A 13,640-nucleotide genomic window follows, 5' to 3' on the forward strand; every position below is an offset into this window, starting at 1 on the left:
TCAGGATCCGAAGAGGCGGGTGTCGTCGTACTCGTAGAAGCCGCGGCCGGTCTTGCGGCCCAGGTCGCCGGCGGCGACCATGCGCTCGACCATCGGCGGCGGGAAGAACCGGGGGTCGCGCAGCTGCTCGTACAGCCGGGTCGCCACCTGCTGGTGGATGTCCATGCCGACGATGTCGAGCAGCCGGAACGGGCCCATCGGGTGGCCCAGCGAGCCCTTGACGGCGGCGTCGATCTCGTCCCGGGTGGCGACGCCGTTCTCCAGGGCGTCGATGCAGCTGTTCTCCCACGGGATGAGGAACCGGTTGACGATGAAACCGGGCCGGTCCTTGGTCACCACGGTCGTCTTGCCGAGCCCGCGCAGGAACGCGACCGTCGCCTCGTGGGCCGGGCTCCCGGTGTGTCGGCCGTCGGCGACCTCGACCAGTTTCATGAGCGGCGCGGGGTTGCAGTAGTGGGTGCCCACCACCCGTTCGGGGTGGCGCGAACCCGAGGCGATGCCGGTGACCGACAGAGTCGAGGTGTTGGTGTGGAAGAGGGTGTGCGCGGAGACGATGTCGTCGAGCCGTCCGAACAGCTCCTTCTTCAGCGCCAGGTCCTCGAAGACGGCCTCGACCACGATGTCGCTGGGGGCCAGCTCGCGCAGGTCGGTGGCGCCGCTCAGCGAGCGCTTCGCCGTGTCGGCGGCGTCCTGGCTGAGTTTGCCCAGCTTGACGCTGTGGTCGAGGAATCCGTGCACGCTGTCGAGGCCGCGCCGCAGGTTGGCCTCGTCGATGTCGTACATGATGGTGCGGTGGCCGGCGCGGGCCATCACGACGGCGATGCCGGAGCCCATGGTGCCCGCCCCGAGCACGGCCACGGTTCTGGGTTCGTTGTTCACTGGTTCCCTTTCCGGAGCCTGCCGGTGGTCTCCCGGCCGATCAGCAGGCGCTGGATCTCGTTGGTGCCGTCGTAGATCTGGGTCACCTTGGCGTCGCGCAGGCACCGCTCCACCCCGATTTCGGCCAGGTCACCGAACGGGCCGAGGATACGTGTGGCCTCGACGGCGGCCTGCCAGCCGAGGTCGGTGCAGACCTGTTTCATGATCCCGATCTGGCCGGGCGAGGTCTGTGGATCGGCGTCGACCCGCCGGGCCGTCGCGTGCAGCAACAACCTGCCCTGCAGGATGCGCCCGCGCAGGTCGGCCAGGGCGAAGGCGAGCTCGTCGGGGAGCCGGGGCCCGTGCAGGCGGCGCAGCGCCGTGAGCGTCGCCGCGTACGCCGCCCTGGCCAGGCCGACCCCTTGGGCGGCGGCGCTGATCCTGGTCTTCCCGACCGAGCTCATGACGACCGACCAGCCCTCGCCCTCCGCGCCCAGCAGGTTGGCGGCCGGCACCCGTACGTCGTCGAAGAAGAGTTCGGCGGTGCTGGAGCCGTGCATGCCGAGTTTGGCGAACGGCCGGCCACGCCCGACCCCCGGCCGGTCGCCCTCGACGACGAAGGCGGTGATGCCCTCGCGGCCGCGCTCCCGGTCCACGGTGGCGAAGCAGACGATGACGTCGGCCCGGTCGCCGGTGGTGATGAAGGTCTTCTGGCCGGTGATCGACCAGTCGTCGCCCACCCGGCGCGCGGTGGTGGTGAGGCCGGCGACGTCCGATCCCGCGTCGGGCTCGGTGATGGCGAGCGCGCCGTAGGCCGAGCCGTCCAGGAGGCCGGGGACGAACCGGCGCTGGAGTTCCGGGCTCCCGGCCAGCACGATCGGGTAGGCCGCGTGCATCTGGGTCATGAAGACCAGGCTGGTGGCGGCGCAACCGGCCGCGATCTCCTCCATGGCCAGGGCGTAGGCGACGTTGGAGTCGGCGGAGCCGCCCAGGTGGCGGGGGAAGACCAGGCCGCCCAGCCCTTCCCGGCACAACGCCTGAACCCCCGCGTGCGGGAACTCGTGCGTGAGGTCCACCCGCGCCGAGTGGGGCGCGATCTCGCGGGCGACCACGGCGCGGGTCAGCGTCCTGATCTCCCGCTCGCGGGCGGTGAGCGCGGCGTCGGCCGCGGGTTCGTCGAGGAGGTCGTGGAGGGCCACGTGAGCCGTCGGGTCGGCGTCGATCACCGGGCCTCCTCGGTCGGCGGGTCCGGGAACTCGGGAGTTCGCCGCTCCAGGAAGGCGGTGACCCCCTCGGTGGACTCCGCACCGGCGATGGCCAGCGCGGCGAGCCCGGCTTCCGCGGCCAGGCCCGCCTCGATCGGCGCGTCGGCGCCGGCGCGCATGGCCTGGAGGATGGCTCGCACGGCCAGCGGACCCTGGGCGGCGATGGTCAGGGCCAGTTCCCGCGCCGTCGCGGCCAGCCGGTCGGGCTCGACGGGCGGCACCGGGGTGAGGCCGAGCGTGTAGGCGCGGTCGGGGTCCAGGCGGGCGCCGGTCAGCATCAGGTGGGCGGCCACCCGGGAGCCGACGCTCCTGGGCAGGCGCTGGGTGCCGCCGTACCCGGGGATGAGCCCGAGGCCGGCCTCGGGCAGGCCGAGGCGCGCCCGGGTGGAGAGCACCGGCAAGGTGCAGGCCAGCGCCAGCTCGAAGCCGCCGCCGAGGGCCAGGCCGTTCACGGCCGCGATGACGGGGACGCGGGACTGCTCCAGCGCGCGGAAGACCCGCTGCCCGCGGCCGATCAGGCGCCGGGCGGCGTCGGCGTCCATGCCGGCCAGTTCCTTGAGGTCGGCACCGGCGCTGAAGGCCCGCTCCCCCGCCCCGGTGACGACGACGGCGCGCACGTCGCCCGCCGCCTCGGCCAGCGCGTGCGCCAGCGCGTCGAGGATGGCCAGGTTGAGGGCGTTGAACGCGCCGGGACGGTTCAGGGTGAGCAGCAGCAGCGGGCCGTCGCGCTCGACGAGCAGGTCGGCGGAGGTCATGCCGTCGCCTCGGTCTTCGGCTCGGGCTCTGTGCACACCCCGACCACACCCAGGCCCACCAGTTCGTCGATCTCGGACGCCGAGTAGCCGAGTTCGGTGAGCACGGCGTGGCTGTCGGCCCCCAGCTCGGGGAACCGCTCGTTGCGCGGGCGCGGTTGCGACCGCAGCCGGAAGGGCGAGCGTACGCTCACCAGGCGCTCCCCCGACCCGGGCACCGGCAGCAGCGACTCCCGCGCCACCACCTGGGGGTCGCGCACCACGTCGGAGAGCGACTGCACGAACGAGGCCGGCACGTCGGCCTCGGCGAGCAGCGCCAGCCATTCGGTGCCCGGCCGCCGCGCGAGCCGGTCGGCCACCAGCTCGGTGATCCGCTCGCGGTGCCTGCGCCGCCCGGCGTTGTCGGCCAGCTCCGGGTCGGCGGCCAGCTCCGCCAGCCCGACGACCTGGCAGAAACGCTGCCACATGGCGTCGTTGCCGACCGCCACGACGATGGTCTGGTCGGCGGTCTCGAACGGCTGGTAGACCGACAGCACCGAGTCGGTGCCGCCGCTGGGGGCGGGCTCCGGCTCCCCGGCGTGGAAGGCCGCGACCCGCGGGGCCATCAGAGCCAGGTCGGAGTCGAGCAGGGAGACGTCGATGATCTCGCCGCGGCCGTCGCGCTGCTGGCGCACGAGCACGGCGTTGATCGCCAGGGCGGCGCACATGCCGGTCACGATGTCGGACAGTGCGGTGGAGACCCGCTGCGGGGTGCCGCCCTTGGCGCCGGTGACCGACATCAGCCCGGAGCGCGCCTGGGCGATGAGGTCGTATCCGGGCAGGTCGCTGCCGGGGCCGTCGAGGCCGAAGCCGGACATCGCGCAGTAGACCAGCCGGGGGTTCCTGGCCAGCAGCGTCGGGCCGTCGATGCCCATTCTTTCGAGCTTGGCCGGGTTCATGTTCTGCAGGAAGACGTCGGCGGTGTCGAGCAGCGCGTGCAGGATGCGCTGCCCCTGCGGGGCCCGCAGGTTGACCGCGACGGAACGTTTGTTGCGGTTGGCCGAGGCGAACCAGGCCGAGGCTCCGTCGACGAACGGGGGTCCCCAGTGGCGCGCGTCGTCGCCGTACCGGGGGCGTTCGATCTTGATGACGGTGGCGCCCAGGTCGGCCAGGTACATCGAAGCGGTGGGGCCGGCGTAGCTCGTGGTCATGTCGATGACACGGACACCCGAGAGCGGACCGGGCGGGTCAGCCTTCACAGGGCCAATAATGTTGGACATTAGCGAGGCTGTCAATTAATGTCCGATGTGGCCAATATCTCCCGGGTCGCCGCCTCAGACGACGGCCGCCAGGTGTTTCTGGAGGTAGACGAGGTGCTCGACGATCGCGGCCTCGCCCTCGTCCGGGTCCTGGTCGGTGATCGCCCGCAGGATGCGCACGTGCTGCTTGACCGTCTCGCGGCCCACCTCGGGCGACAGGTCGAGGTAGTGCACCGGCTCGGTGGCGTGGTGCAGCGCGGAGACGAACGAGGCCAGCACCCGGTTGCCCGACGCCCTGGCGATGCCCGAGTGGAAACGCCGGTCGAGGTCGGGGATGTCCGGGTCGTCGATCGAGGCGCGGCGCTGGTGGGCCACGATCGACCCCAGCTCCTCCAGATCCCTGTCTGTACGGTTGCGCGCGGCCAGCCGTACCGAGGGCACCTCCAGGTGCCGCCGGACGTCGGCCACCTCGTCGAACCGGATGCTCCCGAGGGCGAGCAGGTTGCCGACCGTCTCGATCACGACCGCGCCGAGCGACTCGTGGTCGACCGACTGCACGAAGTTGCCGCCCCGGGCCCCCGGCACCTTGGAGATGAGCCGCTGGGAGGTCAGCACCCGCAAGGCCTCACGCAGGGTGGTGCGGCTGACATTGAACTGCCGGGCCAGCTCCGTCTCCGGCGGCAACATCTCGCCGCTCTTCAACTCGCCGGAGAGGATCGCCGCCTTGATCCGTTCCTCGACCTGCTCGCGCGGTCTGAGCACGGCCCGGCCGATCGTCTTACTCGAAGAGGCGGACACAGGTTCCCTTCAGCACGTTAAATGTTCGACATCTAATGGCCAACAAAATATCGCACCACGGAGCGGGAGGGAACAGGCCCGCAGAGGTCAGCGGCCGCGGTGGGCCGTGATGTGCTCGCGCAGGTAGTCGAGGTGCTCGACGATCGCCTGCTCCGCGCCGGCCGGGTCCTTCGCCTCCAGCGCCGCGACGATCGCCTGGTGCTGGCGGACCGTGTCCCGGCCGACCTCGGGCGACAGGTCGAGGTAGTGCACCGGCTCGGTCGCCCGGTGCAGGGCCTGCACCAGCGAGGTGAGCACCCGGTTGCCGGTGGCCCGCGCGATGCCGGTGTGGAAGCGCGCGTCGAGATCCGGCACCCGCGGGTCGTCGACCGAGATCGACTTCTGGGTGGCCACGATCTCCTTCAGCTCCGCGAGGTCCTCCTCCGTACGGCTGACCGCGGCCAGCCGGGCCGAGGGGATCTCCAGGTAGCGGCGCACGTGGGCGACCTCGTCGAAGTCGATGCTCCCGATGGCCAGCAGGTTCTCCATCGCGTCCATGACCACGCCGCCCAGCGCGTTAGAGGTCACCGACTGCACGATGTTGCCGCCGTGGGCGCCGGGCACCTTCACCAGCAGGCGCTCGGACACCAGCGTGCGCAGCGCCTCACGCAGGGTGGTGCGGCTGACGTTGAACTGCCGGGCCAGCTCCGTCTCCGGCGGCAACATCTCGCCGCTCTTCAACTCGCCCGAGAGGATCAGGGCGCGCAGGGTCTCCTCCACCTGCTGGCGGGGACGCAGCACCTTCGTGCCGATGACCTTGCTCGCCTGGACGTCCATGCCGCGCAAGTCTAGTGCGTCACATCGACCGGGCCACGAGCTCCTTCATCACCTCGTTGGCGCCGCCGTAGATCCGCTGCACCCGGGCCCCGGCGAAGATCCGGGCGATCGGGTACTCCATGACGTAGCCGTACCCGCCGAAGACCTGGAGGCAGCGGTCGGCCACTGTGGAGAGCATGTCGGTGCTCAGCAGCTTGACCTGCGAGGCCGTCGCGGCGTCCAGCCGGGCGTCCAGGTGCAGGGTGACGCAGTGGTCCAGGAAGGTGCGGGCCGCCAGCACCTGGGTGGCGCACTCGGCCAGGACGAACCGGGTGTTCTGGAGGTCCCACAGGCTGCCGCCGAAGGCCTGGCGTTCCTTGGCGTAGGCGACGGCGAGGTCCACGGCCAGCTCCGCCTGGGCCACCGCGCCGATCGCGATGGCCAGCCTTTCCTGCGGGAGTTGGGCCATGAGCTGGGCGAATCCCTGGCCCTGCGCGCCGACGAGGTTCCGCGCGGGCACCCGTACCCCCTCGAAGGCGAGTTCACGGGTGTCCTGGCCGCGCTGGCCGATCTTGTCCAGCGGACGTCCCCGGGTGAGTCCCGCGACCTCCTCGCCCTCGATCGCGATGATCGACAGGCCCCGCGCGCCGGGCCCGCCGGTCCGCGCGACCACCAGGATCAGGCCGGCCATGGCCCCGTTGGTGATGAAGGTCTTGGCGCCGTCCAGCACGTACTCCTCGCCCTCGCGGCGGGCCGTGGTGCGGATCTCCTTGAGGTCGGAGCCGGTCGAGGGCTCCGTCATCGCGATCGCGCCCACCGTCTCGCCGCCGGCCAGGCGCGGCAACCAGCGCCGTTTCTGCTCCTCGGTGCCGTAGTTGTGCACGTAGTGGGGGACGATCGTGCTGTGGATCGCGTACGGCAGCGAGTCGTCGCCTGCGCGGCCCTGCTCCCAGAGGATCACCGCCTCGTGGGCGAAGGTGCCGCCACCGCCGCCGTACTCCTCCGGCAGGCTGGGGCACAACAACCCCTGGGCGCCCGCCTGGAGCCAGGTCTCCCGGTCGACCTGGTGCTGGCGGGCGAACCGCTCCTGGTGGGGCAGGACCGACCGTTCGAAGAACTCGCGCGCCATCGCTCCGACGTCGCGCAGCTCGTCGTCGTACCAGCTGGGGGTGTAGGGGGTCATCAGGTCAGCTCCATGCCGCCGTCGATGGTGAAACTGGCCCCGGTGACGTACGCGGCGGCCGGTGAGGCCAGGTAGACGGCCAGCGGGCCGATCTCGTCGGGTTCGGCGATGCGCCGCTGCGGCACGGCGGCCAGCATGCGCTCGAACTCCTTCGGGTCGTTCATGCCGTCCCGGGTGATCTCGGTGGCGAAGTAGCCGGGCGCCAGCGCCGTCACGGTCACCCCGTGGCGGGCCCACTCCCGCGCGAGCGTCCGGGTGAAGTGGGCCAGCGCGGCCTTGGACACCACGTACGCCGAGTGTTTGGGCATCGCCTTGGTCGCCCAGGCGGAGGTCACGTTGATGACCGTGCCGGAGCCCTGCCGCACCAGCTCACGGCCCACGGCCCTGGTCAGGTTGACCACCGAGACCAGGTTGAGGTCGAGGATGGCGGTCCAGTCCTCGGCCGAGGTGTCCAGCAGCGGCGTCGCGTAGTGCATGCCGGCGTTGTTGACCAGCACGTCGACCGCGCCGAACCGGTCCAGGACACGCTCCAGGATGTGGTCGCCCGCCTCCGGCCTGGTCACGTCGGCGACGACCGGCAGCACCTTCTCCCCCGTGGGGTCGGCGGCGTGCGCGGTCTCGGTGAGCGCGTCGGCGGTGCGCGCCACGAGCGCGACCCGCGCGCCCGCGCGGGCGTAGGCCACGGCGATGGCCTGGCCGATGCCCCGGCTGGCGCCGGTCACGATCGCCACCTTGCCGTCGAGGGAGAGCGCGTCGGCGAGGTCGGTCATGGCATGTCCTTCCGGTCGGCGGTGACGCCGGCCCCGTTCAGTGTGAAAGCGAGCATGTGGTACTGCCCGACGAGCATCAGGCAGGTCAGCGCCTGCGCCTCGGTCAGCCGCCCGCGCAGCGCGGCCCAGGTCGGGTCGCTCACGGTCGCGTCCCGGTGCAGCTCGTCGGCGAGGGCGAGCAGGGTGGCCAGCCAGCCGTCGCCGGGCCGTTCCCCGCGGACTGCGGCCAGTTCCGCGTCGGACAGGCCGACGTCCCGTCCCTTGGACTCGTGCTTGTCCCACTCGTAGACCGAGCGGCAGTTGCGGGCCGTGCGCAGGATGAGCACCTCGCGGTCCCACGGGTCGATCCCGGGGGCCTCCAGGAGGTGGTCGCAGAGGGGCAACCAGGCGTTGAGCAGGCCGGGGTTCAGCGCCATGGCCTGGTAGACGGCCAGGTTGGCACGCCGCTGCGGGAAGGGCGCGCCCGTCACGGCCTGGGTGGTCTCCTCGGGGGTGCGCAACGTGATCCGGCTCACGAGTCTCCTTCCAGCTTTCCGGCGATCTCGGCGAGCATCCCGGCCAGCTCGTCGGGCACCAGCACCATGGCATCGTGCCCGGTGGGCAGGTCGCGCAGCTCCCAGCCGTACGCCCGCGCCCGGTCCCGCGCCCCCTGGAGCGTCGGGTAGATCGGGTCGGAGCAGACGATGTACGTCGCGGGCAGGCCGTTGCCCACCGGGTTCTCCAGGGTCAGCGGCTCCGCGAAGGCGGCGAAGGGGTTGGGCGTGAGCCGCTCGCGCACCCACTGCGCCTTCGGGTGGTCCTCGGGGATGCCGAGGCCGCCGACGGGGATGACCGGCCAGAGGTGGCCGCCGCCCTGCTCCGCCACGTGGCGGCGCCGCTGCTCGGCCACCTCACGCGGGATGGTGTCCTGGGCGCTCTCGCCGTTCTCGGCCAGCAGCGAGTCGAGGTACACCAGGTGCCTGATCCGCTCGGGCACCCGGTCGGCCGCACCGCTGATCGCCAGCCCGGCCAGGCTGTGGCCGACCAGCACGACGTCCCGCAGGTCCTCGAAGAACAGGTGGCCGACGACGTCCTCGACGAGCGTGACGGGCCCCTCGACCTGCCGGACGAGGTGGCGTTTCTCCCCCAGCCCGGTGAGGGTCGGCGTGGTCACCGTGTGGCCCATCCCGCGCAGCGCGGCGGCGACGTGCCGCCAGCACCAGCCGCCGTGGAAACCACCGTGCACCAGGACGAAGGTGTGGCCCATCAGTCGCGCCCGCCGGTGAGCCGCTCGGCGCGTACCCGCAGCACCTTCTTGTCGAACTTGCCGACGCTGGTCTTGGCGATCTCGGGCACGAACTCGACGAGCTCGGGGATCCACCACTTGGCGACCCGCCCGGCCAGGTGCTCGCGCAGCGCCTCGGCGGTCAGCCCCGCCCCGGCCCTGGGCACGACGAACGCGCACGGCCGTTCGCCCCAGCGCTCGTCCGGCGCGGCCACGACCGTGGCCTCCAGCACGCCGGGGTGCGACATGATCGCGTTCTCCAGCTCGACCGACGAGATCCACTCGCCGCCCGACTTCACCAGGTCCTTGGTGCGGTCGAGCAGGCGCAGCAGGCCGTCACCGTCGACGGTGACGATGTCGCCGGTACGCATCCAGCCGTCGCCGGTGAACCGTTCCGCGCTCTGCTCGGGCGCGTCGTAATAGGCACTGGCGACGGTGTTCCCCGCGAGCATGAGCTCCCCGCCCACGCTCTCGTCCACGCGCACCCCGACCAGCGGCATCGGGCGGCCCTGGCTGAGCCGGGCCGAGGTCCACTCCGCCGACCCCGCCTCGAGCCGGGCGGGCGGGCGGCCGACGCTCAGCAGCGGGTTGACCTCCGTCATGCCGAAGCCCTGGATCACCGGGACGCCGAGTTCGTCCAGCCGCCGCAGCAGGGCCTCCCCGACGGGCGCGCCACCCGCCACGACCTCCCGCAGCGACGACAGGTCCGGCAGGTCGGCGAGCTGGGCGACGCCGTGCCAGATGGTGGTCACGGCGGCGGCGAAGGTGACCCGCTCGGCCGCGATCGTGCGGGCGACGTCCTCGGGCGCCAGGTTCTCGCCCGGCAGCACCAGCCGGGCGCCGACCATCAGGGCCGCGTACGGCAGGCCCCAGGCGTTGGCGTGGAACATCGGCACGACCGGCAGGATCACGTCGCTCTCCCGCAACCCGTAGAGGTCGGGCAGGCTCTGGAGCAGGGTGTGCAGCACGGTCGAGCGGTGGGAGTAGACGACACATTTCGGGGCGCCCGTGGTGCCGCTGGTGTAGCACATGGCCGCCGCCGAGTCCTCGGGGATCTCGGGGAACACGAAGGACGGGTCGCCCGCGGCGATCAGCTCCTCGTAGTCGAGCGCGCCGTCACGCGAGCCGCCGCCCATGACGACCTCGTGTTCGACCCCTTCGACCCGCGGCAGGCGGGCGGACAGCGAGTCGTCGACGAAGACGATCCGGTCTCCGGCGTGCCGGATGATGTAGCGGATGTCGTCCTCATGGACCCGGATGTTGACCGGGTGCAGCACCGCGCCCATCGCGGGGACGGCGATGTAGAGCTCCAGATGCTCCAGGGTGTTCCACCCGAAGGTCGCCACCCGGTCGCCGACGCCGATGCCCAGGCGGCTGAGCGAGGAGGCCAGGCGGCGGGCCCGCTCGACGGTCTCGGCCAGCGTACGGGTGACGCGGCGGCCACCGCGGTAGCCGACCACCTCCTGACCGGCGAAAACGGTCTCGGCCCGCTCGGCGAACTCCTTGAGGAGCAGGGGGCGGTGCATCATCAGCCCCGGGAACGCGATGGTCCGCGTCATGGTCAACCCTTTCCTCAAAGACGCTCGGTGATCGTTCCGAAGACGAAGTCGGCGACCACAGAATGCACAGGGGTAATAATGTTCGACATTGGACTTTTGTTCAACCCCAGGACCGGTCCGAGCGGCGCTCCTTATGGTGGCAGGCAGGCGCCCAACGCGGCGAGCAGCGAGGACGCCTGGTCGGCGGCGGGGTCGGCGCATCTCGCGCACAGCTTCGCCCGCAAACGCGCCGAGGCCACGCCGTAGCGCGGGGTCGTTCCATGGGAACCGCTTGGGGTGATTTCGCTCACCTTCTGACCGATCGGACAGAGTCTGTCCGATCGGTCAGTTATTTTGGGGCCATGACCTCGATGCGGGCGGAGATCCTGGAGTCGGCGGCCCGCCTGTTCGCCGCCCACGGCTTCCGGGGCACGTCCCTCCAGGACATCGCGTCGGACGTGGGCTGCTCCAAGGCCTCGCTGCTCTACCACTTCACCAACAAAGACGCGATCTTGAGCGAGCTGTTCGCGCCGGTGGGGCGGGACCTGGAGGCCCTCCAGGAGAGACTCGCCCCGCTCGACGGGGAGCAGGCCGCGCGGGAGGCCGTCGCCGGGCTGGTGGAACTCGGGCTGCGTTTCCGCCGCCAGGTCAAGATCCTGCTCATGGACGTCGACGACCTGCTCTGCCACCCCGAACTGCCCGACGTCTACACCGCCACCGAGAGCCTGGTGGACGCCCTGGTCGGCCGTGCCCCCGGGCAGGAGGTCCGGGTGGCGGGCTGGATGGCCCTGGTCGGCGTCTTCCTGACCTGCGCCCGCGACCTCGACGTCTCCGACGAGGTCATGCGTGTGGAACTGACCCGTGGCGCGCTGCGCACCCTCGGCCGCCCAACCGACTGATCACTGGGAGAGACCCCTACTCATGGCGACCCTGCTGTACCGGCTCGGCCGGTTCTCCTTCCGCAACCGAGGGCGAGTCGCCGCCGTCTGGTTGTTACTGCTCGCCCTCGTGGGCGTGGCCGCCGCCCTGTTCCACGGCCCGTCCAGTGACAGGTTCTCCATGCCTGGCACCGAGTCCCAGCGTGCCCTGGACTCCCTCGCGCGGGAGTTCCCGCAGGCCAGCGGCGCCGTCGGCACCATCGTCATCGCCGCACCCGAAGGCGGGAAGCTGGACCCGGCGCTCGTCGAGCCGGTGGTGCGGGAAGCCGCCGCCGTACCCGGCGTGCTGGCCGCGCTCGACCCCTTCCAGGCCCGCGCGCTCTCCCCCGACGGCCGGTACGCGCTGGTCCAGGTGCAGTTCAAGGACAAACTCGACGACATCACCGACGCCCAGCGGGAGGCGTACCTGAAGGCCGGGGCCTCCGCCACCGGCATCCAGGTGGAGCACGGCGGCGAGGTGCTGCGGGCCGCGCCTGAGGTCGGCGGGTCCGAGGCGATCGGCGTGCTGATCGCCGCGATCGTGCTGATCGTCACCTTCGGGTCGCTGGTCGCGGCCGGGATGACGTTGCTCAACGCACTGGTCGGCGTCGGGGTCGGCATGGCCGGTCTGTACGCGCTCAGCGGCGTGGTCGAACTGACCTCGGTGACCCCGGTGCTCGCCCTGATGCTGGGCCTGGCCGTGGGCATCGACTACTCGCTGTTCATCACCTCGCGCTACCGCCAGTTCCTGGCCGACGGGCTGGACCGGGAGGAGGCCGCCGGACGGGCCACCGGCACCGCCGGGTCCGCCGTGGTGTTCGCCGGGGCGACCGTGGTGATCGCGCTGGCCGGGCTGGCCGTCGCCGGCATCCCGTTCCTGACCGTCATGGGCCTGGCCGCCGCCGGAACCGTCGCCGTCGCCGTGCTCGTGGCGCTGACGCTGCTGCCGGCCATCCTCGCGTACGCCGGACCGCGTGTCCTGCCACGCAAGCAGCGCGACGGGCAGGCCGTCGCCAAGGAGGGCTTCGGTTACACCTGGGGGCGGCTGGTCAGCCGGCTGCGGGTGCCGATCCTGCTGGTCGGCATCGTCGGCCTCGGGGTGCTCACGCTGCCCGCCCAGGACCTGCGACTGGCCCTGCCCGACGCGGGCACGGCCGCGCCCGGCACCCCGGAGCGCGCCGCCTACGACCTCACCAGCAAGGGTTTCGGCGAGGGCTTCAACGCGCGGCTCATCGCCGTCGTCTCGGCCAAGGACGCCGCCGCCGTGAACACCGCCGCCGGGCAGGCGGCCGGGCTGATCCAGCAGGTGCCGGGCGTGCTGGCGGTCGCGCCGCCGCAGCCCAACGCGTCCGGCACGACCGCGCTCCTGGCGATCATCCCCAAGGAGGGGCCGACCGCCGCCTCCACCGAGGACGCGGTGCACGCCATCCGCGACCAGGTCGCCACCATCCCCGACGCGGAGATCTCCGTCACCGGCGCGACCGCCGTCGGCATCGACGTGTCGGACAAGCTGGCCGAGGCGATGCCCGTCTACCTGCTGCTCGTCGTCGGCCTGTCGGTCCTGCTGCTGATGCTGGTCTTCCGGTCGATCCTGGTACCGCTGAAGGCGGCGCTCGGCTTCCTGCTGACCATCGGCTCGACCTTCGGCATCACCGTGGCGATCTTCCAGCAGGGACACCTGGCCGGACTGTTCGGCGTCGAGGTGCCGGGACCGCTGGTCAGCTTCCTGCCCATCCTGCTCATCGGCATCCTGTTCGGCCTGGCCATGGACTACGAGGTGTTCCTCGTCTCCCGCATGCGCGAGGACTTCGTCCACGGCGACACCGCCCGGCAGGCCACTGTCAACGGCATGGGCCACAACGCCCGGGTGGTCACCGCCGCCGCCCTCATCATGACCTCGGTCTTCGGCGGCTTCGTCTTCATGAACGACCCGATCATCAAGTCGATGGGCTTCGCCCTGGCCCTCGGCGTACTGATCGACGCGTTCGTGGTCCGCATGACGCTGGTCCCCGCCGTGATGGCGATGCTCGGCAGAGCGGCCTGGTGGCTGCCAAAGTTCCTGGACCGCGCACTACCCGACCTCGACGTCGAAGGCGAACAACTCACCCACCACCTCGCCACGTCGGACGCACCCGTACCGGAACGCATCGGCTAACGGACCCGTCCGTACCGCATGAGCCGCCGGGAAGGTCCCACCGGCCCGGCGGCATGCTCGAAGGGAAGATTGCGCAGGTAGTGATCGTGCTACGCCCCCGCCGTGTG

Annotated in this window: 14 protein-coding genes; 3 read left to right on the top strand and 11 right to left on the bottom strand. The window is 71.6% G+C overall.

Annotated features, from left to right (window positions below; all coding sequences use genetic code 11):
* From KIP79_RS49385 to KIP79_RS11835, 11 genes are all read right to left on the bottom strand, one after another.
* Positions 1-879 (bottom strand): 3-hydroxyacyl-CoA dehydrogenase family protein, encoded by an 879-nt coding sequence (locus KIP79_RS49385; protein WP_214104777.1) that lies wholly within the window; start codon positions 877-879, stop codon positions 1-3.
* Entirely contained in the window at positions 876-2,084 is a 1,209-nt protein-coding gene (locus KIP79_RS11790) for an acyl-CoA dehydrogenase family protein (RefSeq protein ID WP_214104778.1), read from the bottom strand. The genes KIP79_RS49385 and KIP79_RS11790 overlap by 4 nt, the downstream gene beginning before the upstream one ends.
* Positions 2,081-2,878 carry an enoyl-CoA hydratase/isomerase family protein gene (locus KIP79_RS11795; protein ID WP_214104779.1) on the bottom strand — a complete coding sequence of 266 codons (798 nt, stop codon included), beginning with the start codon at positions 2,876-2,878 and terminating at the stop codon, positions 2,081-2,083. The genes KIP79_RS11790 and KIP79_RS11795 overlap by 4 nt, the downstream gene beginning before the upstream one ends.
* Positions 2,875-4,113, bottom strand: a complete 1,239-nt coding sequence (locus tag KIP79_RS11800; protein ID WP_214104780.1) for a CaiB/BaiF CoA transferase family protein — start codon at positions 4,111-4,113, stop codon at positions 2,875-2,877. Before KIP79_RS11800 ends, KIP79_RS11795 begins: the two co-directional genes overlap by 4 nt.
* A gap of 75 nt (positions 4,114-4,188) precedes the next feature.
* A complete protein-coding gene (locus tag KIP79_RS11805; protein ID WP_214104781.1) occupies positions 4,189-4,875 on the bottom strand; it encodes a FadR/GntR family transcriptional regulator in 687 nt (228 codons plus the stop codon).
* A 123-nt stretch (positions 4,876-4,998) separates the two neighbouring features.
* A complete protein-coding gene (locus KIP79_RS11810) occupies positions 4,999-5,727 on the bottom strand; it encodes a FadR/GntR family transcriptional regulator (RefSeq protein WP_214104782.1) in 729 nt (242 codons plus the stop codon).
* Between the two features lie 19 nt (positions 5,728-5,746).
* Positions 5,747-6,889, bottom strand: coding sequence for an acyl-CoA dehydrogenase family protein (locus KIP79_RS11815; protein WP_214104783.1), 1,143 nt, complete (start codon positions 6,887-6,889; stop codon positions 5,747-5,749).
* Positions 6,889-7,659, bottom strand: a complete 771-nt coding sequence (locus KIP79_RS11820) for an SDR family NAD(P)-dependent oxidoreductase (protein WP_214104784.1) — start codon at positions 7,657-7,659, stop codon at positions 6,889-6,891. The genes KIP79_RS11815 and KIP79_RS11820 overlap by 1 nt, the downstream gene beginning before the upstream one ends.
* Positions 7,656-8,174 (bottom strand): carboxymuconolactone decarboxylase family protein, encoded by a 519-nt coding sequence (locus KIP79_RS11825; protein WP_214104785.1) that lies wholly within the window; start codon positions 8,172-8,174, stop codon positions 7,656-7,658. The genes KIP79_RS11820 and KIP79_RS11825 overlap by 4 nt, the downstream gene beginning before the upstream one ends.
* Positions 8,171-8,905, bottom strand: a complete 735-nt coding sequence (locus KIP79_RS11830; protein WP_214104786.1) for an alpha/beta fold hydrolase — start codon at positions 8,903-8,905, stop codon at positions 8,171-8,173. Before KIP79_RS11830 ends, KIP79_RS11825 begins: the two co-directional genes overlap by 4 nt.
* Positions 8,905-10,482, bottom strand: a complete 1,578-nt coding sequence (locus KIP79_RS11835; RefSeq protein ID WP_250213068.1) for a long-chain fatty acid--CoA ligase — start codon at positions 10,480-10,482, stop codon at positions 8,905-8,907. The genes KIP79_RS11830 and KIP79_RS11835 overlap by 1 nt, the downstream gene beginning before the upstream one ends.
* Positions 10,483-10,560: 78 nt before the next feature.
* Here KIP79_RS11835 and KIP79_RS11840 point away from each other — a divergent pair, with 78 nt between their 5' ends.
* From KIP79_RS11840 to KIP79_RS11850, 3 genes are all read left to right on the top strand, one after another.
* Positions 10,561-10,728: a hypothetical protein gene (locus KIP79_RS11840; RefSeq protein WP_214104787.1), complete on the top strand. Its 168-nt coding sequence runs from the start codon at positions 10,561-10,563 to the stop codon at positions 10,726-10,728.
* 95 nt (positions 10,729-10,823) lie between these two features.
* Positions 10,824-11,360, top strand: a complete 537-nt coding sequence (locus KIP79_RS11845; RefSeq protein WP_214104788.1) for a TetR/AcrR family transcriptional regulator — start codon at positions 10,824-10,826, stop codon at positions 11,358-11,360.
* 22 nt (positions 11,361-11,382) lie between these two features.
* Positions 11,383-13,533 (top strand): MMPL family transporter, encoded by a 2,151-nt coding sequence (locus tag KIP79_RS11850; RefSeq protein ID WP_214104789.1) that lies wholly within the window; start codon positions 11,383-11,385, stop codon positions 13,531-13,533.
* The last annotated feature ends 107 nt before the right edge of the window (positions 13,534-13,640 follow it).

The organism is Acrocarpospora catenulata (genome assembly GCF_018476525.1).
Taxonomy (GTDB): domain Bacteria; phylum Actinomycetota; class Actinomycetes; order Streptosporangiales; family Streptosporangiaceae; genus Acrocarpospora; species Acrocarpospora catenulata.

Bases quoted from the DNA above. Each gene is read 5' to 3' on its own strand.
- KIP79_RS11815 (WP_214104783.1), bottom strand. From the start codon at position 6,889: ATGACCCCCTACACCCCCAGCTGGTACGACGACGAGCTGCGCGACGTC.
- KIP79_RS11830 (WP_214104786.1), bottom strand. From the start codon at position 8,905: ATGGGCCACACCTTCGTCCTGGTGCACGGTGGTTTCCACGGCGGCTGG.
- KIP79_RS11850 (WP_214104789.1), top strand. From the start codon at position 11,383: ATGGCGACCCTGCTGTACCGGCTCGGCCGGTTCTCCTTCCGCAACCGA.
- KIP79_RS11835 (WP_250213068.1), bottom strand. From the start codon at position 10,482: ATGACGCGGACCATCGCGTTCCCGGGGCTGATGATGCACCGCCCCCTG.
- KIP79_RS11795 (WP_214104779.1), bottom strand. From the start codon at position 2,878: ATGACCTCCGCCGACCTGCTCGTCGAGCGCGACGGCCCGCTGCTGCTG.
- KIP79_RS11845 (WP_214104788.1), top strand. From the start codon at position 10,824: ATGACCTCGATGCGGGCGGAGATCCTGGAGTCGGCGGCCCGCCTGTTC.
- KIP79_RS11840 (WP_214104787.1), top strand. From the start codon at position 10,561: ATGTTCGACATTGGACTTTTGTTCAACCCCAGGACCGGTCCGAGCGGC.
- KIP79_RS11810 (WP_214104782.1), bottom strand. From the start codon at position 5,727: ATGGACGTCCAGGCGAGCAAGGTCATCGGCACGAAGGTGCTGCGTCCC.
- KIP79_RS11820 (WP_214104784.1), bottom strand. From the start codon at position 7,659: ATGACCGACCTCGCCGACGCGCTCTCCCTCGACGGCAAGGTGGCGATC.